This is a genomic window from Chitinophaga sp. 22308 (assembly GCF_052045305.1).
Taxonomy (GTDB): Bacteria; Bacteroidota; Bacteroidia; order Chitinophagales; family Chitinophagaceae; genus Chitinophaga; species Chitinophaga varians_A.
Genome location: NZ_JBQEOP010000001.1, coordinates 978,924 through 1,000,040, shown reverse-complemented (window position 1 = coordinate 1,000,040; position 21,117 = coordinate 978,924). Strand labels below are relative to the sequence as shown.

The 21,117-nt window shown below is 52.2% G+C and carries 16 protein-coding genes; 8 read left to right on the top strand and 8 right to left on the bottom strand.

The features are described 5' to 3' along the window. The first annotated feature begins 22 nt into the window (after window positions 1–22). Window positions 23–2,293, top strand: coding sequence for a beta-glucosidase BglX (gene bglX / locus ACTJJS_RS04035; RefSeq protein ID WP_440662522.1), 2,271 nt, complete (start codon window positions 23–25; stop codon window positions 2,291–2,293). Between the two features lie 169 nt (window positions 2,294–2,462). Here bglX and ACTJJS_RS04030 read toward each other — a convergent pair whose 3' ends face one another. Then, window positions 2,463–3,227 carry an SDR family oxidoreductase gene (locus tag ACTJJS_RS04030; RefSeq protein ID WP_440662521.1) on the bottom strand — a complete coding sequence of 255 codons (765 nt, stop codon included), beginning with the start codon at window positions 3,225–3,227 and terminating at the stop codon, window positions 2,463–2,465. A gap of 136 nt (window positions 3,228–3,363) precedes the next feature. Here ACTJJS_RS04030 and ACTJJS_RS04025 point away from each other — a divergent pair, with 136 nt between their 5' ends. Next, the gene (locus ACTJJS_RS04025; protein WP_440662520.1) at window positions 3,364–4,257 is read left to right on the top strand and encodes a helix-turn-helix domain-containing protein; all 894 of its coding nucleotides are present in this window, start codon (window positions 3,364–3,366) and stop codon (window positions 4,255–4,257) included. On the opposite strand, the gene ACTJJS_RS04020 is transcribed toward ACTJJS_RS04025, so the two are convergent. The 7 genes from ACTJJS_RS04020 to ACTJJS_RS03990 all read right to left on the bottom strand — a co-directional run bounded on the left by ACTJJS_RS04020 (window position 4,258) and on the right by ACTJJS_RS03990 (window position 15,725). After that, window positions 4,258–5,364 (bottom strand): Gfo/Idh/MocA family protein, encoded by a 1,107-nt coding sequence (locus ACTJJS_RS04020; RefSeq protein WP_440662519.1) that lies wholly within the window; start codon window positions 5,362–5,364, stop codon window positions 4,258–4,260. It abuts the gene before it with no gap. 101 nt (window positions 5,365–5,465) lie between these two features. Further along, window positions 5,466–6,884, bottom strand: coding sequence for an arylsulfatase (locus tag ACTJJS_RS04015; protein WP_440662518.1), 1,419 nt, complete (start codon window positions 6,882–6,884; stop codon window positions 5,466–5,468). A gap of 18 nt (window positions 6,885–6,902) precedes the next feature. Then, complete coding sequence (locus ACTJJS_RS04010; protein ID WP_440662517.1) at window positions 6,903–8,681, bottom strand: RagB/SusD family nutrient uptake outer membrane protein; 1,779 nt, start codon at window positions 8,679–8,681, stop codon at window positions 6,903–6,905. Between the two features lie 18 nt (window positions 8,682–8,699). Beyond that, window positions 8,700–12,134 carry a TonB-dependent receptor gene (locus ACTJJS_RS04005; protein ID WP_440662516.1) on the bottom strand — a complete coding sequence of 1,145 codons (3,435 nt, stop codon included), beginning with the start codon at window positions 12,132–12,134 and terminating at the stop codon, window positions 8,700–8,702. 224 nt (window positions 12,135–12,358) lie between these two features. Further along, window positions 12,359–13,471, bottom strand: a complete 1,113-nt coding sequence (locus tag ACTJJS_RS04000; RefSeq protein WP_440662515.1) for a FecR family protein — start codon at window positions 13,469–13,471, stop codon at window positions 12,359–12,361. 287 nt (window positions 13,472–13,758) lie between these two features. Continuing rightward, window positions 13,759–14,316 (bottom strand): RNA polymerase sigma-70 factor, encoded by a 558-nt coding sequence (locus ACTJJS_RS03995; protein WP_440662514.1) that lies wholly within the window; start codon window positions 14,314–14,316, stop codon window positions 13,759–13,761. A gap of 92 nt (window positions 14,317–14,408) precedes the next feature. Continuing rightward, window positions 14,409–15,725, bottom strand: a complete 1,317-nt coding sequence (locus ACTJJS_RS03990) for a sensor histidine kinase (RefSeq protein ID WP_440662513.1) — start codon at window positions 15,723–15,725, stop codon at window positions 14,409–14,411. Window positions 15,726–15,908: 183 nt separating this feature from the next. Here ACTJJS_RS03990 and ACTJJS_RS03985 point away from each other — a divergent pair, with 183 nt between their 5' ends. From ACTJJS_RS03985 to ACTJJS_RS03960, 6 genes are all read left to right on the top strand, one after another. After that, window positions 15,909–16,829: a glycerophosphodiester phosphodiesterase family protein gene (locus ACTJJS_RS03985; RefSeq protein ID WP_440662512.1), complete on the top strand. Its 921-nt coding sequence runs from the start codon at window positions 15,909–15,911 to the stop codon at window positions 16,827–16,829. A gap of 90 nt (window positions 16,830–16,919) precedes the next feature. Beyond that, window positions 16,920–17,648, top strand: coding sequence for a hypothetical protein (locus tag ACTJJS_RS03980; protein ID WP_440662511.1), 729 nt, complete (start codon window positions 16,920–16,922; stop codon window positions 17,646–17,648). Window positions 17,649–17,700: 52 nt separating this feature from the next. Further along, complete coding sequence (locus ACTJJS_RS03975) at window positions 17,701–18,555, top strand: NAD(P)-dependent oxidoreductase (protein ID WP_440662510.1); 855 nt, start codon at window positions 17,701–17,703, stop codon at window positions 18,553–18,555. A 60-nt stretch (window positions 18,556–18,615) separates the two neighbouring features. Further along, on the top strand, window positions 18,616–19,485 hold the full coding sequence (locus ACTJJS_RS03970; protein WP_440662509.1) for an aminoglycoside phosphotransferase family protein: 870 nt from the start codon (window positions 18,616–18,618) through the stop codon (window positions 19,483–19,485). A gap of 11 nt (window positions 19,486–19,496) precedes the next feature. Beyond that, a complete protein-coding gene (locus ACTJJS_RS03965; RefSeq protein WP_440662508.1) occupies window positions 19,497–20,372 on the top strand; it encodes a helix-turn-helix domain-containing protein in 876 nt (291 codons plus the stop codon). Between the two features lie 56 nt (window positions 20,373–20,428). Then, on the top strand, window positions 20,429–21,115 hold the full coding sequence (locus ACTJJS_RS03960) for an SIP domain-containing protein (RefSeq protein ID WP_440662507.1): 687 nt from the start codon (window positions 20,429–20,431) through the stop codon (window positions 21,113–21,115). Window positions 21,116–21,117 lie beyond the last annotated feature (2 nt).

Genomic DNA, 21,117 nt, shown 5'->3' with positions numbered 1-21,117 from the left:
AACGGGCCTTAAAATACACGAGATGAAGAAGCTACTAATCGGACTACTACTGGTAGTCGCCACGGAAACACACGCACAGGATGCCAAAATGAACGCCTTTGTCGGCAATCTGATGGGCAAAATGACTTTAGAGGAAAAAATCGGCCAGCTCAACCTCGTAGTGCCGGGAGGCGGTACCGTTACCGGCTCGGTAGTCAGCCAGGGGGTGGATGACAATATCCGCAAAGGCAATGTAGGCGGCCTCTTTGGCATCACCGGCCCGGAAAAGATCCGCAAGATACAGGACATCGCCGTTAAAAATTCAAGGCTGCACATCCCGTTGATCTTCGGACTTGACATTATCCACGGACATAAAACCATCTTCCCCATTCCGCTGGGCCTCTCCGCCTCCTGGGACATGGGACTGATTGAACGCAGCGCCCGCATCGCTGCGCTGGAAGGCACCGCCGACGGTCTCTCCTGGGCCTACTCCCCTATGGTCGATATCTCCCGCGATCCCAGATGGGGCCGCATAGCCGAAGGTTCCGGCGAAGATCCCTATCTTGGCTCACGCATAGCCGAAGCCATGGTAAGAGGCTACCAGGGCAAAGACTACAGCCAGGGCAATACCCTCATGGCCTGCGTAAAACACTTTGCCCTCTATGGCGCTGCTGAAGGCGGCCGCGACTACAACTCCGTAGACATGAGCCGCATCAAAATGTACCAGTACTACCTCCCTCCGTATAAAGCCGCTATCGACGCAGGCGTTGGCAGCATCATGACTTCTTTCAATGATATCGACGCCGTGCCCGCCACCGGCAACAAATGGCTGCTCACCGACCTGCTCCGCAAACAATGGGGCTTCAAGGGCCTCGTCGTAAGTGACTACACCGCTGTCAATGAAATGATGGCCCATGGCCTCGGCGACCTGCAAGCCGTATCTGCGCTGGCCCTTAAGGCCGGCCTGGATATGGACATGGTAGGCGAAGGTTTCCTGACCACCCTGAAAAAATCATTACAGGAAGGTAAAGTGACCCTGCAGGACATCAACAACGCCTGCCGCCGCGTACTGGAAACCAAATATAAACTGGGCCTCTTCGATGACCCTTACCGTTATATCCGGGAAGACCGTGCAGCCAAAGAAATCCTGACGCCGGCCAACAGGGCCGTTGCCCGCGAAACAGCCGCCCGCTCTTTCGTGCTGCTGAAAAACGACCGGCAAACGCTGCCCCTCGCCGCTAAAGGCACCATCGCTCTCATAGGCCCGCTCGCTGACAGCAAAAACAATATGCTGGGCACCTGGGCCGTATCCGGCGACCTGCAACAGGCCGTTACCGTTCGCGAAGGTATCCGCAACGTAGTGGGCGACAGCGTGAAAATATTATATGCCAAAGGTGCCAACCTCACCGATGACACCACGCTCGCCAAAAACGTGAACGTGTTCGGTCCCCGCGCGGAAATAGACAGCCGCAGCCCGGACCAGCTGCTGCACGAAGCATTCAACGTTGTCCAGAAAGCTGATGTAGTGGTAGCCGTATTAGGCGAAGCCTCCGAAATGAGCGGTGAAAGCGCCAGCCGCAGCAACCTCGACATCCCCGAAAGTCAGCGCACGCTGCTCAAAGCACTCGTTAAAAGCGGCAAACCCGTAGTGCTTGTGCTCATGAACGGCCGCCCGATGACCATTTCCTGGGAAGACGCCAACGTGACCGCCATCCTCGATGCGTGGTTCCCCGGCACCGAAGCTGGCAACGCCATCGCGGACGTACTGTTTGGCCGCTACAACCCGTCCGGGAAAATCACGGCCAGCTTCCCCCGTAACGTAGGCCAGATACCGGTGTTCTATAATCATAAACATACCGGCCGCCCACTGGAAGGCACCGCCTTCCAGAAATTCAAATCCGATTACCTCGACGTTCCCAATACGCCTCTGTACCCGTTCGGCTATGGCCTCAGCTATACCACCTTCTCTTACAGTGACGTAAAAGTGAACAAACAAAACCCATCCGGTAATGAAACCATCACCGCCAGCGTTACCGTTACCAACACCGGAAAATACGCAGGGGAAGAAGTGGTGCAGCTCTACCTCTCCGACCCGGTAGCCTCTGTCACCCGCTCTGTACAAGACCTCATCGGGTTCCGTAAAATATCCCTGCAACCCGGCGAAAGCAAGGAAGTCAGTTTCAATATTTCTACGCAAGACCTGAAGTTCTATAACAGCGACCTGCAATACGTCTGGGAGCCCGGCGAATTCATCATCCGCATTGGAACCAATTCTGCGGAGACGAAATCAGCGACGATCACGTGGAGAAAATAGTTTTGCAACCAACTACGTGATAGCATCTACCTATTATATTATTCGCAGGAGATGTAAAAAAATCACAACAGAAATAAAAACAGCCATGGATTCAACATCCATGGCTGTTTTATTATTCATCTACCCACTCAGGGGCATCAGCAACAATCACATCTGCCGGCGGTCACGGTCACAGATGAATACCACCGGACACTTCTATCCGCTGGCCATTAATCCAACGGCCATCTTCGGTGAGCAGGAACGCCACCACACCGCCGATATCTTCCGGTAACCCCACCCGGCCCAATGCTGTGGCGGCCGCTATGGTCTTATTGACTTCAGGGGTGTCCCTTACATGACCACCACCGAAATCTGTCTCGATAGCGCCCGGAGCCACTACATTGACACCTATGCCACGCGGCCCCAGCTCTTTGGCCAGGTAACGTGTCAGCGTATCAACAGCGCTTTTCATAGAACCATAAGCGGAACTGCCGGGATAGGAAAACCGCGCCAGTCCGGAGGAAATATTGATAATCCTGCCACCATCGTTCAGCAACGCCAACGCCTGCTGGGTCAGGAAGAAAACACCTTTGTAATGGATGTTCATCACGGCGTCAAACTCCTCCTCGGTTGTTTCGGCAAACGGCTTATATAATGCGGTACCGGCATTATTCACCAGGAAATCAAAATGGTCTGTCTGAAAAGTATCCTTCAACACCGTTTTCAACCGTCGAAAAAAATCCGGAAAACCCTTGATATTACCGGCTTCCAGCTGCAGCGCCGCCGCCTTGCCGCCTTTTTCTTCAATGGCTTTGATCACCACATCAGCCTCATCTTTACGGCTATGGTAGGTAATCACTACGTCTATACCTTTTTCTGCTACACGCAGGGCCATATTCCTGCCCAGTCCACGACTGCCGCCTGTTATCAGTGCTATTTTTTTATGAGATGCCATAAACGAAATATTGTTTTTGATATTACAAAGGTAAACCCGCTATTGTTGCGGCTGGTTGTGTGTATCAATCCATTGTTTGCAAAATTCAAATCAGTGGTCTTTTTGTACCTTTGGCCAGTGCAAATCCGACATGATTATGGATATCAGTACACTGGAAGATTTTTACAGGGAGACAGAAAAACAACAACCGGCAGATGCCGGCAAAGAAATAGGCCACTTTAACGTGTTTAATACCGCGGAAGTCAGCAAACAGGGCGTGATGCCCTACAACCGGCGCACCTATTACAAAATCAGTCTCATTAGCGGGAAAAACCGCGCAGAATATGCGGACAAGATCATCCCGGTAGAAAAAAACGCCCTGCTGTTTGCCACTCCACGAATACCCTACAACTGGGTACCACTGGAGGAAGAACAAAATGGCTGCTTCTGTATTTTTAATGCAGAATTCCTCACCCGCATGAAAAGCGGCGTAATACTGGAAGAACTGCCTATCTACCGCCCGGGAGGCGTGCCGGTGTTCCAGGTTTCCGACGAAGAAGCTACGGAAATACTGGCCATCTTCAGAAAAATGCAAAAAGAACTCGCTTCCGACTATCTCTACAAATACGACCTGCTGCGCAACTATGTCATGGAACTCATCCACTACGGCCAGAAACTGCAGCCTGTCGCGGTGTTAAACCCGTCGCACAATGCGGCGGCAAGAGTATCGTCACTATTTATGGAACTGCTGGAACGCCAGTTCCCGGTGGCTTCTCCGCAGCACAGAATAAGCCTTCGCACGGCGAAGGATTACGCCGGGCAACTGGCGGTACATGTTAATCATCTCAACAAAGTATTAAAGGACCAAACCGGTAAAACCACTACGGAACTGATCAGCAACAGAATATTACAGGAAGCTAAAATACTGCTGAAACAAACCGACTGGAGCATCTCCGAGATCGCTTACAGCCTGGGCTTTGAAGAGCTGGCGCATTTCTCCAATTTCTTCCGGAAACAAACATCTGTGGCGCCCAACACTTTCAGAGGATAGTTACCCGAGATGGAGGTCCACTTTACGGCCTGTTTTCACCGCCTGGTAAATAGCATCGATGATCTGCAGGTCTTTCAGCGCTTCTTCGCCATTGACCGGCACCACCGGCTGTTTGCCTTCCAGCAGGATGCCCGCCATCTCGTCCATCTGTACTGTTTGATGTGTCTTATGCGGCTGTGTAAGCTCTCCCTTATGGGTACGTCCACGGATAGGACCATAACCGGTAGACGGTTGCAGTTCCGCAAAACCTTTCTCTCCGTTTAAAAAAAACCGGTCCAGGTTGTTCATGTTGTAGGTCGACAGGCAGGAAGCCACCGTGCCGTCCGGAAATCCCAGCTGAAACTGTATCGTTTCATCTACCCCTTCCTTAAATTTCACCGGGTCGGTTTTCGTTTCCTGTGCGGTCACCCATACCGGGTCTGCCCCTACCATATAACGGGCGCCGTTGAGCGCATAGATGCCGATGTCCATCAGGGAACCGCCGCCTGCCAGCGCTTTATTCAGCCGCCATTGCGTGGGGTCGCCTATACGAAAACCACATTGGCCCTGGAAGAACAGGATCTTCCCAAATTCGCCGTTATTACGCATGCGGACAACCTCCAGCGTTTTGGGTTCAAAATGCATCCGGTAGCCTACCAGCAGCTGCACCCCGGCCTTTTTACAGGCAGCGATCATCTCCCTGCCTTCTTTGGCATTAAGGGCCATCGGCTTTTCACAGATCACATGTTTACCGGCCGCTGCGGCACGTATCACATTGTTGTGATGCAACGCGTTCGGCGTAGTCACATATACCACATCGATATCCGGGTTGTTTTTGATCTGGTCGAAAGTATCGTAGCTGTAGCAGTTCTTTTCGGGGATGCCATACTTGCTTTGCCAGTCCTTTATTTTAGCGGGCGTACCGCTCACTATACCGGTGAGCTTCGCTTTGGTGCAGGACTGCATGGCTTCTGCCACACGGTTGGCATAGCTACCCAAACCCATCAGTGCCACTCTGAGCACCTGTCCCTCGCGGCGGGGCACAGCAGCCAGACTGGCGAGCGATGATAGCGGGATGGCCATGGTGGCGGCTGCCACCTGTTGGAGGAAATTACGACGTGTATGCATAAACGGGAATTTTAAACGTAGTTAATAGTACAAAAAAATACCCGTTCATGCAAACAGCCAGCCCACGAATGAGCTGGCTGTTTTTATTGTTTGATGATTTTTTATTGTGCGATCAGCGGGAATACCGGACTTTCAATATGCGCTTCTTTCATATACCCTTCTATTTTTTTGACGATATCAGGATGGGATGAAGCGATATTATGTTGTTCTGCCGGGTCTTTGTCGAGATCATATAATTCCAGTGGCGCCTGTGCATTTTTTGACACCCCTTTTCGGAAACCTTTCCATTTGCCCATACGCACGGCCTGCGTGCCATTGTCTTCATGGAATTCCCAATAAAGGTAAGGATGCTGCGCCTGCCTTCCTTTTCCGGTAAGCGTAGGCACCAGGGAAACACCATCGGTATAGGGCGGCTTTGGTGCGCCTGCTATGTCTGTAAAGGTGGGCATCAGGTCCCAGAACGCGCCCATAAAGGTATTGCGGCTGCCGGATTTCACTCTGCCCGGCCATTTTACGATGAAAGGCGTACGGATGCCCCCTTCGTACAGATCGCGCTTAAACCCGCGCAGACCGGCGGAACTATTGAAAAACACCGGATCGGCACCACCTTCGCGATGTGCGCCATTGTCGCTGCTGAAGATAACGATGGTGTTCTGTGTAAGCCCCAGCTGGTCCAGCTTATCGAGGATCTGGCCCACATAGGCGTCGAGGCGGCTGACCATAGCAGCGTACGTGGCATGTGGCTTTTCGACGGAAGCATAACCGGGCACCAGCGCGCCAGGACCGTAATCATTGCCCTGATGCGGCTTCTCGGGGAAAGCATTTTCATATTGTTTGTAATACTGATCGTCCGGCCCGGATAATTCCGCATGCAGCAGAATAGACGGCACAAACAGGAAAAAAGGTTTGCTGCGGTTGTTTTCAATAAAGGCCAGCGTTTGTTGCTGTATTAACTCCGGCGCATATACTTTTTTCTGCGTCAGGTCATTCCCTTCCAGGTCAATGCGGGTATTATTGCTCCACAGATGCGTGGGATAATAGCGGTGCGACTGGCGCTGACAGTTATATCCGTAAAACACGTCGAAGCCCTTTTTATCAGGCGCGCCGGAAGTGCCTACCATGCCCAGTCCCCACTTACCGAAGGCACCTGTCACATAACCTGCCTGTTGCAGCATGCTGGCATAACTCTGCACCGTATCTGCCAGCGGCTCCTGGCCTTCAGGCTTTATCTCCTTGTTGCCGCGCACGTACGTATGACCGGTATGCTGCCCCGTCAGCAAAGAAGAGCGGGACGGCGCACACACAGAAGTACCGGCATAGAAACGGGTGAACATCATTCCCTGCCGGGCCAGCCTGTCGATATTGGGCGTTTTGATTTTCTGCTGGCCATATACGCCGAGATCGCCATATCCCAGGTCATCAGCAAGGATAAACACGATGTTCGGGCGCTGCTGCGCCTGCATAGACATTCCTGTCAGTAATAAGGCAGACAAAAGCGAAAGAAGCATTTTTTTCATCATCACGTTCATTTTTATGGGTTATTTCCAACCTGGGTTCTGCGCCAGCGCGGGATTCAGCACCGTTTGATTGGATGGGACCGGATAAAGATAATAATAGTCGGGAAAAGGTGCGGGCGGCACTTTCTCGTAGGCGATATATCCTTCGGTAGCGCCGTTCTGAACTGGAATGGGCGCGGTGGCGGATACATCGGCGCCTTTTTTAATCCAGCGGCCCAGTTTCTGTTGCACGGCGTAATCCATTTTTTTCCAGCGACGCAGGTCATCAAAGCGGAACGATTCTCCCATCAGTTCAATAGCGCGCTCGCGACGGATCTCCCATAGTATAGACGTCACCGTTGGGTCGCGGGTCGGGTCATCGGGGATGGCCGTCAGCTGCAACGGCGCCACGCCGCCGCGCGCACGCAGCTTATTGATGGTTTGTTCCGCGATGCTCTGGTCAAACTCGCCCAGCTCATATTTGGCTTCGGCATAGTTGATCAGCACTTCCCCCATACGGAAGATAGGCGCATCGTTCACATCGAGGTTCTGCACCATCTGGATTTTGTTGCTGAATTTATAAAAACGGTAACCGGTATACGTCACGTTGAATGGCTGTCCCTGGTTGTCGTCTGCAAAATGCGGTTCCTGCCGCACCACCAGCCCCTGCCAGTTGAGCGTGGGCAATGTTTTGTTTTTAGGTCCGGAGATAGCGGCCATCACCGGGAAGTACTCCTGGTCCGCAGGATTGGCGGTCGGCTGCCAGTTCATACTGGGATGGTTTACCAGCACTTTGAACGGCGGCGGCACGGTGAAGTATAAACGTTTATCACGGTTACGGAATTCGGTGTAGGGTGATTTATCACCGGCAAACAACGGACTGCTCCAGCGTGTCTGTCCGTCGGTCATCAGGTACATGTCCACAGCTTTTTTGGTAAGGTCCCAGCGGCCGGCAGAATTGCGCCCCAGCGATGCCAGTGAATGATACACCTGTGTTTGATCGTACTGTTTATACAACAGGATGCCCGGCACGCCGGCCAGTGACTCACTGTTAAAATCCAGGTCGTAGTTAGGATTCAGCAAGGGAAAATCTTTCACCAGTTTGGCGGCGGCGTCTGCGCTGGCCCTCAAATAGGGCAGCGGGTCGCCCAGCTGGTGGTACTTACGCCATGTGCCTTCTGTGAGCCCGAAGCGGGAGATCAGTGCCCGCACCACGTTTACGTTGATGGTATTGGGACCGTCGCCTGCCGGTTTGATATGCGCTTCCGCCCACAACAGCTGGTCGAGGATTTTCTGCGTCACTTCGGCACGTGGCGTACGTTTGCCATAGAGCAGGTCTGCGTCGCTATCAGACAGGGCTTTGTCCACCCACTGCACATCGCCGTATTTATTCACGAGGTTAGCATAGCTATAGGCCCGGAAAAAATACCCCACGCTGCGCCAGTGGTCTTTATCCGATGCTGAAATCGGTGACTGGTCCAGGTTGTCCAGCATGATGTTCACCGCCCGTATCCTGGCATAAGGGTCTTTGTAATCGTCAGTGGCAGAAGGGATCGTCACACGCTGCCATATCCAGTTGGATTCGCCGTTGGGATTGGCATTCAGGAACAGGTCCGCATCATACTCCTTGTTCACGCTTGCGGGCGCATAGCCGGGAAACACTTCGTAAAATTGCCAGGCGTATGCCTTGATATTATCGTATTGTGTAAACGTTGTTTTTTCGGTAAGCTGGTCTTTGGGTTGCAGGTCCAGCCGGCCCTGACAGCTGTGCAGCAACAAGGCTGCGGCAGCAACGGAAACAATATGTTGAATACGGTTCATACTGATTGGTTTTGCTGGTTAGAAATTAACATTAAGACCGAAGCTGTATTTCTTCAGGAATGGATAGATACCGCCGTCGCTGACAATATTGGCGTCTGCCTCCATGCCATCGGGCAGATGATCGAACGTGAAAAGGTTTTCACCGCTCACGAATACACGAATATTATCAATGAAAATACGTTTCAGCAGTGGCTTCGGCACGGTATATCCCAGCGTGATGTTTTTTACCCGCAGGTAAGCGCCGTTGGATAAATATTTGGTCTGCACAAAACGGCTCTTATCGGCGTTACCGGCGCCATCGGGATATCCGCGTGGATAAAAACCGTTCGGATTGGCAGGCGTCCAGTAATCGAGGTTATGTTTGTACATGGTGCCAAACTGGTTGAGATACGGCCAGTACAGCTGGTTACTCAGCCACAGGTCTCTTTTACCAACACCTTGCAGGAAGAAGGACAAGTCGAAATTATTCCAGGAAGCATTGCCGAAAACACCAAACTGGAAGCGGCGTTGCGTATTACCGATCACTTTACGGTCACCGGGGTCTGACAGGGTATTGTTGCCGGTAAAGATCTGTCCGTCGCCGTTCAGGTCTTCATACCGGATATCCCCGGGGTTCTGCGGTACGCCGCGGTATCCGGGCACGCCGGGCAACAGTGTGCCTTTTTGCAGGTTGGCGTCCAGCGATCCTTTCTGGAAATCATCAACGGTATAAAATCCGTGGGTCACAAAGCCCCATATCTCTCCTATTTCCTCCCCGGTGTAAAAGTTGTCCAGCTGGCCGCTGCTGTTGATGGTCAACAGGCCGGCAGGATTGTTATACCGCGTGATGAAGGCACGGCTGTCTGACAGGTTGAAGCCGATGGAATAACTCACGGACCGTATTTTATCTTTCCAGGACATTTGCAGTTCCCAGCCTTTGGATTGCAGGTCTGCCACGTTCTGTAATGGTGCGGGCGCGCCCAGGATAGCGGGCAGTTCGGCGCCCGGCGCCAGCATATTGAGGGTGCTGCGGCGGAACCAGTCGAACGAGGCATTCAGGCGGTCGCGGAACAAACTGATGTCTGTACCGAAATCGAGGGTACGCACGGTTTCCCAGGTGAAGTCGGAGCTTACGAGTGCAGGCATGCCCAGGGACACGTAACGGATGTTGGTCGCAGGGTCTGTCCACGAAGCGTTGTACGGCTCCATACCAGGAATATAGGGGTAATAGTTAGGCACCCTGTTATTGTTTTTGTCTCTTCTAAACACCACCTGGTTGCCTATTTCGCCGAAAGAGCCACGCAGCTTCCATTGCGACAGCACAGGGCTCAGCGGTTTCATAAAAGCTTCTTCGCTGACATTCCAGCCGGCAGACACAGAAGGAAAGAAACCAAAACGATGTCCCGGCGCAAAACGGCTGGAGCCATCGAAACGGCCGTTTACTTCCAGCAGGTACTTATTTTTATAGTCGTAGTTGATGCGGCCGAAGTAACCGGAAATAGCGTATTCACCGAAGCCGTCACCGCCGGCGATGGTGCCGGTGGAAGTGGATAGGGAAGGCACCTGTGGGCTCAGGATGTCCAGCCTGTTGATGTTGAAATTTTCCTGCTTGCTGATTTCCTGGTTGGTGCCCACCAGCAGCGTGGCGTGATGTTGCCCCAGTGCTTTGGTATAGCTGGCGTAAAGGTTCACCGCCTGATATACCGTCTGATCGTTAGCGCGGGTGTAACGGGTATTGTTGTTCAGGAACTGGCGGTCATAAGTGGCCGCGTTGATGTATTCATTTTTGCCCTGTATCTTCCGGTCGTCCTGGTTTCTTTTGTCGTACGTATATTCTCCGGTGATCTTTAAGCCGTTGAGCGGATTATATTCCAATTTACCGAACAGGCGCAGATCATCGCCAAACGTGGTATTGACAGGCTCTGTTTTCACCACGTTATTGGGGGTATTGTAGGGCAGCACATCCCCGTTGGGCGCAGTGCCATAACCCGTAGGTATATACGAACTATAGGTGATCGCATTATAGAAGAGGCTGCCGAAATCCGCCGGCGTAGTGCGGTTGCTGTTTTTATAGAAGAGGTTTACGCTGGCGTTGAGGTTTTTGGTCAGTTCCGTACCGAGAAAAGCGTTGAAATTATAACGGGTGTATTTGTCTTTGTTGGTAACGAGGATACCGTCTTCACCGGTATATCCGCCGGACACCCGGAACGTTGTTTTTTCAGACCCGCCGCCGAAGGAGAAGTTGTGCATCTGCTCAAAGCCACGGGTGAACAGCTCTCCGTAGAGATTTGTTTCGGCCAGCGGATACTTCAGCCCGTTTACCGTCGTATAGCCGTCAGGGTAAGAGGACGGATTTTGCTGATATTCTTCCAGCAGTTTCAGCCAGGTGTTTACATTCTGGCCTGTCCAGTAGGAGTTGGTGCCGAAATCTTTCAGGGCACGTACCAGTTCCAGCGGAGAGGCTTTCTTAGGCAGTGTGGTAGGTGAACTGAAAGTGAAGTTATTGGAATAGCTAAAGCGTACGGGCTGGTTTTTCTTTCCTTTTTTCGTGGTGACCAATATCACGCCAAAAGCAGCGCGGGCGCCGTAGATAGAGGCAGCCGCCGCGTCTTTGAGCACTGTTATGTTGTCAATGTCTTTGGGGTTTACATCGTCGATGTCCATCGGTACATTGTCTACCAGTACCAGCGGTTCACCGCCGTTGATAGAAGTATAACCGCGGATATTGATAGCCGTGGACGTACCAGGCTGCCCGGAACCATAGGTGATCTGTAGCCCGGGAACAGCGCCCTGCAAGGCTTGTGAGGCGGAGCTAACGGGTCTGTCGCCCAGTACTTCGTCCATTTTTACGGAGCTCACAGCACCGGTGAGGTTGGCTTTTTTCTGAGAGCCGTAACCAACCACCACCACTTCATTCATGGCAGAAAGGTCCTCCAGCAGCACAATGCTCATATTGCCCGTGGCTTTGACTTCCTGCTGTGCATAACCGATAAAGCGGACAATCAGTACAGACGACGCGCCTTGTACATTAAGGGAAAACGCGCCCTGTCCATCAGTGACAGTACCGTTGGCAGTTCCTTTTTCCAGGATGCTGACACCAGGCAGCGGTTCTCCTTTGTCGTTGGTCACCTTTCCTTTGACTGGCATTTTTACGACGACCGGCATGGTAACAGGGTTAGGTGTTTTGTTGCCAATCAGGATGATTTTCCCGTCCACCCGGTATGACAGGGGTTGATGATACAGTACGGTGGCCATCACTTCATCGATGGAAGCGTCTTTGACCCGTATACTGACCGGAGTGGCTTTCTCCAGTATTTCCGTGCTGAACAGCACTTGATAGCCTGTCTGCCGCCGGATTTCGGCGAACACTGTTTTAAGGGAGGCTTTCTCCAGTTGCAGCGTTACCTGCTGCGAAAATGCAGCAGCAGACACTTGCAGGAAAGCGACCGTCATCAACAGAAACGTCAGCTTCATAACATTTAAAAATTTTGTTAGGTACTGGTGACGGGGGTTCCTGGTGGTGGGACAAAACACCCCCTTGTATGGATTTCTGAAATTCATACATTTGCTTGGTTAGGTGAAAGAATAGTTTACTGAATAAGCGTTTGGTAGCTGTTTTACCTTATCTCCGACCGGTCATGTTGGCGCATGGCCGGTCTTTTTTTGGTTGACGATTTTTTTCCTCCTTGTTTTACTGTTTAATGTCTGACACTGATGATATTATTGTTCACGTTGAATTTGACGCCGCCGGTGAATTCGAGCATCTCCAGAGCCTTTGACAACGGTACATTCCGGGGAATGACGCCGTTGTAGCGCATATTCGGAATGGCTTTGAAATCTGCTTCCACATTATACCAGCGGGACAGTTGCTGCAATACTTCCGTGAGGTACGTATCATTAAAAATAAAATACCCGTTTTTCCAGGCTACCGCGGCATTGGCATCTGCCGGGGTTTTGGACAGGGCTCCCTGGTGGTTGAGGCTGGCCTGTTCTCCGGGATTTAATATAACTCCGTTGTGACCTGCGCTGACTCTTACGCGGCCTTCCAATAAAGTTGTCTGCGTGTGTGCATTGTCTTCATACGCATTCACATTAAAATGAGTGCCCAGCACTTCCACCTGTTGCGAAGGCGTATGCACAATAAAAGGCTGACGGGCATTGCCGGCAATTTCAAAATAGGCCTCCCCTTTCAGTTCTACGGTACGGGTGCTGCCGGTAAAAGTAGCCGGATACCGCAGGGAAGAAGCCGCGTTCAACCACACTTTACTGCCGTCCTGCAATACTACCCGGTATTGTCCGCCGCGCGGCGTGCTGATTTCATGGAAACCGCTGCCCGCGCCGGTGGCTTCGTAGACGATCTCGCCGCTGTCGCTTCGGTATACCTTCAGTCCTGCCTGTTGTGCCACGGCTTCGTCATTAGCTGTTCCCAGTGTGATCTTTTTGCCGTTGGCGAGGGTGAGCACCGCTTTGTCCGTACCGGCGGGAATGTCCTGCTGAACCGACGTGGCCAGTGCCGGCTTCGCAGCATGGCGTTCCGGTTTCAGGTATACCACCAGGGCTATCAGGCCCGTCAGTATGGCCGCTGCGGCATACCAGTAACGCACCATACGGCGAGGCTTCCGCCTGCCGGTGCGCTGATGGATGGCGGCCAGCATACGTAGCTCCACGCCTTCCGTATCGGGCCGTGGCAGAGTGTATTCGCCTGCTTTCTCCGTTGCTTCACAATACCGGAGATACGTGGCTATTTCATCATCTGTAGCGGTGCCATCGCTGATTTTTTCCAATAAACGCTGTAGTGCTTCCTGTTCCATAGAGGACGTTCTCGTATAATAGGCACCTTTATGGAGGTGATCCCCCAAAGGGGTGGTGAATTTTTTTTTAAGGGAATGATTAAAGGCTATTTCGGTTATTTTCTATTACCCAAAGCCATTCTACGAACATCAGGGGAACTACACCAGGCGGGTGCCGATAATATTATACGACTGGCCAATTGGACCAGCTATCTGAAAGCGACTATGTACAAGGCAGACACAAACGTACTTCAGGCAATGTAGTATTTAACAATTTAGCGCAATAGACGATTAGGCTGCAATAGCACCTACATCAACAACGACATACTCCCCAGTCTCACCCTTAATTTCTTCAGTGCTATCGTCAGTTGGTTCTCCACCGTTTTCTCCGAAATTCTCAGTTGACGGGCTATCTCCCGGTTGGACAAATGTTCCTGGCGGCTCAGTTGAAATACCTCCCGGCAACGTTCGGGCAGTTCCGCGGTAAAGCTGGCAATGACTGCTTTCAATTCTTTCAGTTCCAGTGCCTGTTCGCAGGCACCTTCTTCACGGGCGAGCATTATGGATTCTGCGGTAAAGGCGGCCCGTACTTTCTGCCGGCGGAAATAGTTGGCCACTTTATACCGGACGGCCATAAGGAGATATCCGCGGAGAGTGGTCAGCACCAGGTGGTCACGGTGTTCCCAGAACCAGACGAATATGTCCTGTACTATGTCCATAGCGGGAGCTTCTTCGCGGAGCAGGTAGTAGGCACTGTGATAGAGGCTGTGCCAGTGCCGGCGGTAGATTTCATCAAACGCGGCTTCATTGCCTGACTTTACAAAGTCGAGCAGTTCACTGTCCTCGTATACGTGGTAAGCGGGCATTGGTTTGGTTGATGAAAATGTTTAGCCTTGAAAACAAAGCTATGAAAATATTTCATCAAACCCAGTATCATGCAAAGTTTAGGCAGCGGTATTTATGCCCACCATTCTTCTTCTATTTCTTCCGGTGTTTTTTCCTGGCCGGCGGGCAATGTCAACCGGAAGGTGGTGCCTTTGCCTGGTGTGCTTTCCACGCTTATTTCGCCGTTGTTCTGGCGGATAAATTCAGCGCACAGCACCAGGCCAATTCCGGAGCCGCGTTCGCCTGCGGTGCCATAGCCTGGTTTATAACCGAAAGAGAACAGTGTTTCCTGCCGCTCGCGGTCCATGCCCATGCCCTCGTCAGTCACGGCCAGGCATACGTTTTTATTGTCTGTGGCGGTGCTGATGGTGATGGTCCCTTCCTGGTGGCTGAATTTAATAGCGTTGCTGATCAGGTTACGCAGCACGATCATCAGTTGATTGGTATCTACATATACCGGAGTGCGGTCATCCACGGACATGTCCAGCTTCAGCCCTTTCTGCCGGATATTGGGTTCAAAGGTGCTGAGCGCATCATTGACGAGGGGCGCCAGCAGCACATCTACCGGCTCGGTATGAAGCCCTTTCATTTGTCCGGCTGTCCAGCGCAGGAGGTTATTGAGCGTTTCTCCCAGCTGCGACACTTTCAGGTGCAGCTCCTTCGCTGCCGATTTCATTTCGGCCTCACTGTAGTGGTTATTGCTGAACATAAGCAGCAACCCTTCCAGGGTGGCCAGCGGACTGCGGATATCATGTGCGATGATGGAAAACAGCTTCACCTTGTCGCGGTTCAGCAAGTCCAGCACTTTACGCTGTTCTTCCGTCTGTTCCTGGTATTCCGCATGCACGCTTTTAAAATAAATCAGGGCGATGACCGCCACACCCAGGGCTATCACCAGGTTGGCCAGTATCCTGCCGGAAGGCACCAGTGGCTTCAGGTCCCACATTACCGGCGCATAGTACACAAATGCTATCACAGAAATGATCAATACAGAAAGGAAACCTAATAACCATTTGTTGTCATAAATCAGGTAGGTAAGCACCAGGATGAGTATCAGGTAAAACTCCGCCCCGTTCCGGAACAAAAGCCCTGAAATACCGTACAGGGTGAGGCTTAATACGATCACCACTCCCCTTGCCTGCAGGTAACGCTGTTTTTTGTTCAGGTACAGTATCAGCAGATCGCCAAGGGTATGGACGATATTCACCAGCGCAAATGCCGGCCGGTGCTGTACCAGGTTGAGAACACAGAAATACAATGTCAGTATAACCCCCGGAATAGCCACCGTATTCAGGAGTTTTGTCCTTCTCGTTTCAATAAAAGACAATCCGGGATGTATTCCTATGTTAACGACAGCATTCCAGCAGTTCGCGATTTTCCTAAAGATCATGGTATGATTATATCTCAAAAGGAACTGCAAAAATAATTCATGCACGCTAAAGATTTAGGGGAGTTTTCCCGTTTTTATCTTCTCCTAAAAGCATAGGAATAATAAAATATGCAAATAACTTAATATACCTTTCCGGTATTGTTGGAAAAAACAGATATATTTCGCGCTTGTCAAATCCTGATCATGATAAAAAAACTGTTCCTGGCAACGGCTTTCCTGACAGCCCAATTGTCCGCCCATGCGCAAAAAATGCATGTGCTAAAAATCCGCAACAGCAAAGAGCTACAGGCATTTCTTCGTTATACCGGCAAAGACATCCCTTTCATCAGCGGTCACCGTGGCGGGGTGAACACCGGTTTCCCGGAAAACAGCATTGCGGCATTTGAAAACACTTTGCGGCATACGCCCGCGACTTTTGAAATAGACCCGCGGCTGACAAAAGACAGTGCTATCGTGCTTATGCACGATGCCACACTGGACCGCACCACCACCGGCACCGGTAAAGTATCCGACTACACCCTGGCCGAACTGAAACAACTGAAGCTGAAAGATGTGGACGGTAACATCACGGAATACCGCATCCCTACCCTGCAGGAAGCCATCACCTGGGCAAAAGGCAAAACCGTTCTGGTCCTCGATAAAAAAGACGTGCCTTTTGAAATGACCGCTTCCCTCATCACTAAAAACCAGGCAGAAGGACATGTCATGATCACCGTGCATACCGCCAGGGAAGCCCGCTGGTACTATGACCGCAACAAGGACTTTGTGTTTGAAGCTTTTGTCAAAACACCGGAGGCCATGGCCGAATATGAAGCCGCCGGCATTCCGTGGTCGCATATCATGGCCTACGTGGGCCCTGACAACAAGACCCAACTGCAGCCGCTATACGAAGCGCTTCATCAGCGCGGTGTCATGTGCATGATTTCCACCGCGCCCACCTACGATAAACAACCCGACGCCACTGCCCGCGCTGCCGCCTATCAGGCCATCATCCGTGATGGCGCCAGCCTTATAGAGGCCGACCGCTCCATTGAAGCGGCGGCGGCGATACAAAGTATGGTGCCAGCAAAAAGCGAGAAGCAGCGGTTTTTCGGTAAGAAATAACAGATGAACGGCCGTTCGCCGGCCATACGGCTTGCGAACGCCGCTGTAATCACTTCTTTCGTACATTAGCACTCATAAACCTGTTTGTCCATGAATGCTCCGGGAAAACAATACCCGTTTTTTCACGATATGATCATCCGCTGGTTCCAGGGAGAACTGACTACCAGGGAACTGATTGCCCAGATGGAAGAAGTGTTACAGCCGGAACCCTATGAACCCGGGTTCACCGACCCGGTGTCTCTTTTTGAGACAGCGCTGGAAAACTACCAGCCCGATTATTTTTTCGAGTGGCAGGATTATAAACAATATGCCAAAGACACCGCTCCCACAGTAAAGGGACTGGCACATCAGCTGGACGAACTGCTGGCCGGCCGGCAGCCGCTCAACGAATTTATGGAATGGGCCACCTGGCACAATATGGACGGCGGAGAAACCACCGGCGGCGTTTTTGAAAACAACAACATCGAATATTTCTGCCTGATATTTTTACCTCAACATTACCAGCAGCTGAATACCGCTTTCTATGAGAAAGCAGGCAGTATCATCGCCCGCAGCAACGATATCACTTACGGCGCATTTGTCATCGCCCTGCACCTGCTGCTGGAGAAAGAATACAAAAGCCTGTATTATTTTCTGAATGCCTATATAGAAGGAAATAAAACCGACGCAGCGCTCAATGATTACCTTGAAAAGAAGTTCAGCCACAAGCTGCCCGCTTTCCGGTATAATATCCACACTTTTCCCTACCTCCGGGAACTACATGCTGCACGGGAGAACAAAAGCAGCACTGCCGCCTTTATGCGGCTGATGACTTTATAAGTGTAAAAACCATATTCCCACTCTTTCCTACCTTTGCCAAAAAATCAACATTATGGTAGCATTTTTAGGTATGGGCCTGCTGGGATCGAGCTTTGTCAGGGCAATGATCAATAAAGGACTGCAGGTACAGGTATGGAACCGCACCGCCTCCCGTGCAACTGCACTGGAAGCCTATGGCGCCAAAGCATTTGAAAATGCGGCAGATGCCGTAAAAGGAGCAGACAGGATTTATCTTACCCTGAAAGACGATGCGTCTGTAGATGAAGTGTTAGCCGCCGCCAGCGCCGGATTAAAGCCAGGCGCCATTATCATAGATCATACCACCACTTCCGCCGAAGGTGCTGTGCAACGCACCAAAGCATGGAAGGAACGTGGGTTTGTTTATCAGCATGCGCCCGTGTTCATGGGCCCTGCCAACGCACTGGAAGGTACCGGCAACATCCTCGTGTCCGGCGACCAGGAGCTGATCAGCCAGCTGGAACCTGAACTGGCTCCGTTCACCGGTAAAGTGCTCAACTTCGGGCCGGAACCGGGAAAAGCCGCCGCTATTAAACTGATGGGCAACCTCTTCCTGGTGACCTTCACCGCCGGCCTCTCTGATATGTTGTCACTCTGCAAGGCGCTCAACATAAAAATGGAGGAAGTGTATTCCCTGTTCAACGCCTGGAACCCTGGCGCACAGGTAGTGCCGCGGCTCAAACGCCTGACCTCTGGCACGTACGACCAACCGTCCTGGGAGCTGAACATGTCCCGCAAAGACACCCAGCTGTTTATGAACGCCGCTAAGGAAAGCGGCACTCAACTCGCCGTTATCCCCGCGATCGCGGAAGAAATGGACCGCTGGATCGCAAAAGGCCACGGCAGCCAGGACTGGACGGTTATCGCAAAAGATAATATACCGTCATAACCGGTTGTCCCTCCGCCAGCCGGAGGGACTTTTTTTCTAACAACGATCTCCTTTCAACGGATGTCCAAGCATCATAACACCGCCCCTGTGCAGGAATGGAGAACAGCAGCTGCTTTCAGGGCCGGTGGCCAGCAACGGAAACATTATCTGCAACAATGGCAGCTGGAACCCGACGGCAAGCCATTCAAAACCTACTCCTGCTGGCTCCAACCAGTACGTTACCAACAACAGCCCGCCATGCTGAAAATAGCCCTCGAAACAGAAGAGCAACGCGGCGGCTTATTAATGACCTACTGGAACGGCACAGGCGCCGTGAAAGTGCTGCAACAGCACGGGCCCGCATTGCTGCTGGAACGGGTCAACAGCACACCGCTACTGGCGGAAATGGCGCGTAACGGACAAGACGCCGCCGCCAGCCGTATTATCTGCGAAGTGGCAGACCTGCTCCACGCCCCGCGTAGCACGCCGCCACCCGCTCAACTGGTGCCACTGGAAAAATGGTTCGATGAGCTGCGCCCTGCGGCCGACAAATACGGTGGCATCCTCGGAGACGCACAGCTGATTGCACACGACCTGCTCCGTCATCAGCAGGAAATAAGCATCCTGCATGGCGATCTTCATCATGGCAACGTACTCGACGGCGGCGACAGAGGATGGCTGGCCATCGATCCCAAAGGATTATGGGGCGACCGCGGCTACGACTACGCCAATATCTTCTGCAACCCTGACCAGGAAACAGCCGGCGCCCCCGGACGGCTCGCCGGCCAGGTAGCGGTAGTCAGTACCGCCGCCCGCATAGAGCCTTCCCGCCTGCTGCGGTGGATCATCGCCTACAGCGGCCTCTCCGCCGCCTGGAGCCTCAACGCCGGCGAAGACGCCACCATCGCGCTGCGGACCGCCGAAACAGCCTACGCGCTCCTGTCATCCTAAATAAATATACTATGCCCGGCAAACAACAAAAGAGAAAACAGGTACCCACCCATAAAGCCCATTTCGGCAACGGGATTGAAATAAAATATACCCAGATAAAACCCGGTACCCTGGAAGCATTGGAACCGCACCGCGACGACTACTTCGTGTTCTTCCTGCAGGACAGCGGTCAAATGGAGCTGATGGTCGACTTCGCGCCTCATAGCCCCAAGGGCAAAGGCATCGGGTTCATCGCACCCGGACAGGTGCATCATTACATGGACAATGGTACTTCCCAGGGCTGGTTCCTTGCGGTAGACATCCCGCTGGTACAGGACACCTGGCGCAATATCTTTGAAAACGCCAAAGGAGAACAGCAATGTATTCCGGTGGACGATATCAGCCCTTTCACACAATGCCTTCAGCTGGTGTTTCAATACGATCAGCTGTCGGGCAGCGATCCCCTGCAACGCAAAGTGCTGCATTCCCTGATTGACGCCTACGTAGGCATGGTGGCCGCAGCATTCCTGCAAGCCAGCGACAGCGGCCGGCAACAGAACGACCGCGCAGCCATTATCACCCGGCAGTTCAAAGAACTGGTGAAAGAACATTTTCTCTCCCTGAAAAGCCCGGCCGCCTATGCGGAGAAAATGAACCTCTCCCTTTCCTATCTCAACGAAGTGGTAAAAGGACATACCGGCTTTCCTGTCAGCCACTGGATACAGCAGGAGTCCTTACGGGAAGCCAAACGGCTGCTTTACTATACAGACCTGACCACCAAAGAGATCGCGTTCCGCACCGGCTTTGAAGATCATACCTATTTCACGCGCGTATTCCGTAAGCTGGCAGGTGAAACGCCCCTGACGTTCCGTGCCAGATACCGCGATTTGTCCAATCTTTCCCTTTGATTGTCTATTTCCCGGACAATGATTCATTCGTTGTTTTGCATGGTAAATAAATGCACATGGAAACAACTACTTTACGTCAACGCCGCATGGGGCTCCTCGAGAAAACCATTAACCGGCAAGGATCTGTGCTGGACGTTCGGCATTGGGAAACAACCGGTTTCTGCGAAATAGACCTTCACCTGCCCGGTGTGAACATGCACAACTGGCAGTCACCGCCTCATATCAAATGCCGCGTAGCGCCATATCACTATCGCGACTATACGCCGGCCCGCTGGAATGTCACTCTCCGCACCTGTACCCTTTTTATTGATACCAGCCACGAAGGCGCCGGTGTTGAATGGGCGAAAAGCCTTTCCCCTGGCGACACCATGCACTATATCGGTGTGGATGGCACCCGGCAAAAAATAGTACAGGGCTCTCACCTCGTGATGATCGGTGACCAGAGCGCGATTGGACATTTCAACGGACTGCAGCAACTGGCAGCTTCCCACAACTGGATATCCGGAATGGTCGTAATACCCGAAGCAGCACACCGCCAGTTTGCACAGACATTCCCTGAACTGCCACTGGATACCATGCCCAACGCAACCGCACTGCTCACCCAACTGGAACAGCAGGCATTGCACCCGTCATGGCAATATTATCTCGCCGGCAACTCCCACCTGGTAGTGGCGGCCAGGAAAATATTAAAGGCAAGAGGCTGTGCCAGCGACCACATACAGGCGCTGGGATTCTGGAAATAAAT

What these genes read in the sequence shown, in the direction of transcription:
- bglX (WP_440662522.1), top strand. Translation starts at nt 23, where the DNA reads ATGAAGAAGCTACTAATCGGACTACTACTGGTAGTCGCCACGGAAACA.
- ACTJJS_RS04030 (WP_440662521.1), bottom strand. Translation starts at nt 3,227, where the DNA reads ATGGCATCTCATAAAAAAATAGCACTGATAACAGGCGGCAGTCGTGGA.
- ACTJJS_RS04025 (WP_440662520.1), top strand. Translation starts at nt 3,364, where the DNA reads ATGGATATCAGTACACTGGAAGATTTTTACAGGGAGACAGAAAAACAA.
- ACTJJS_RS04020 (WP_440662519.1), bottom strand. Translation starts at nt 5,364, where the DNA reads ATGCATACACGTCGTAATTTCCTCCAACAGGTGGCAGCCGCCACCATG.
- ACTJJS_RS04015 (WP_440662518.1), bottom strand. Translation starts at nt 6,884, where the DNA reads ATGATGAAAAAAATGCTTCTTTCGCTTTTGTCTGCCTTATTACTGACA.
- ACTJJS_RS04010 (WP_440662517.1), bottom strand. Translation starts at nt 8,681, where the DNA reads ATGAACCGTATTCAACATATTGTTTCCGTTGCTGCCGCAGCCTTGTTG.
- ACTJJS_RS04005 (WP_440662516.1), bottom strand. Translation starts at nt 12,134, where the DNA reads ATGAAGCTGACGTTTCTGTTGATGACGGTCGCTTTCCTGCAAGTGTCT.
- ACTJJS_RS04000 (WP_440662515.1), bottom strand. Translation starts at nt 13,471, where the DNA reads ATGGAACAGGAAGCACTACAGCGTTTATTGGAAAAAATCAGCGATGGC.
- ACTJJS_RS03995 (WP_440662514.1), bottom strand. Translation starts at nt 14,316, where the DNA reads ATGCCCGCTTACCACGTATACGAGGACAGTGAACTGCTCGACTTTGTA.
- ACTJJS_RS03990 (WP_440662513.1), bottom strand. Translation starts at nt 15,725, where the DNA reads ATGATCTTTAGGAAAATCGCGAACTGCTGGAATGCTGTCGTTAACATA.
- ACTJJS_RS03985 (WP_440662512.1), top strand. Translation starts at nt 15,909, where the DNA reads ATGATAAAAAAACTGTTCCTGGCAACGGCTTTCCTGACAGCCCAATTG.
- ACTJJS_RS03980 (WP_440662511.1), top strand. Translation starts at nt 16,920, where the DNA reads ATGAATGCTCCGGGAAAACAATACCCGTTTTTTCACGATATGATCATC.
- ACTJJS_RS03975 (WP_440662510.1), top strand. Translation starts at nt 17,701, where the DNA reads ATGGTAGCATTTTTAGGTATGGGCCTGCTGGGATCGAGCTTTGTCAGG.
- ACTJJS_RS03970 (WP_440662509.1), top strand. Translation starts at nt 18,616, where the DNA reads ATGTCCAAGCATCATAACACCGCCCCTGTGCAGGAATGGAGAACAGCA.
- ACTJJS_RS03965 (WP_440662508.1), top strand. Translation starts at nt 19,497, where the DNA reads ATGCCCGGCAAACAACAAAAGAGAAAACAGGTACCCACCCATAAAGCC.
- ACTJJS_RS03960 (WP_440662507.1), top strand. Translation starts at nt 20,429, where the DNA reads ATGGAAACAACTACTTTACGTCAACGCCGCATGGGGCTCCTCGAGAAA.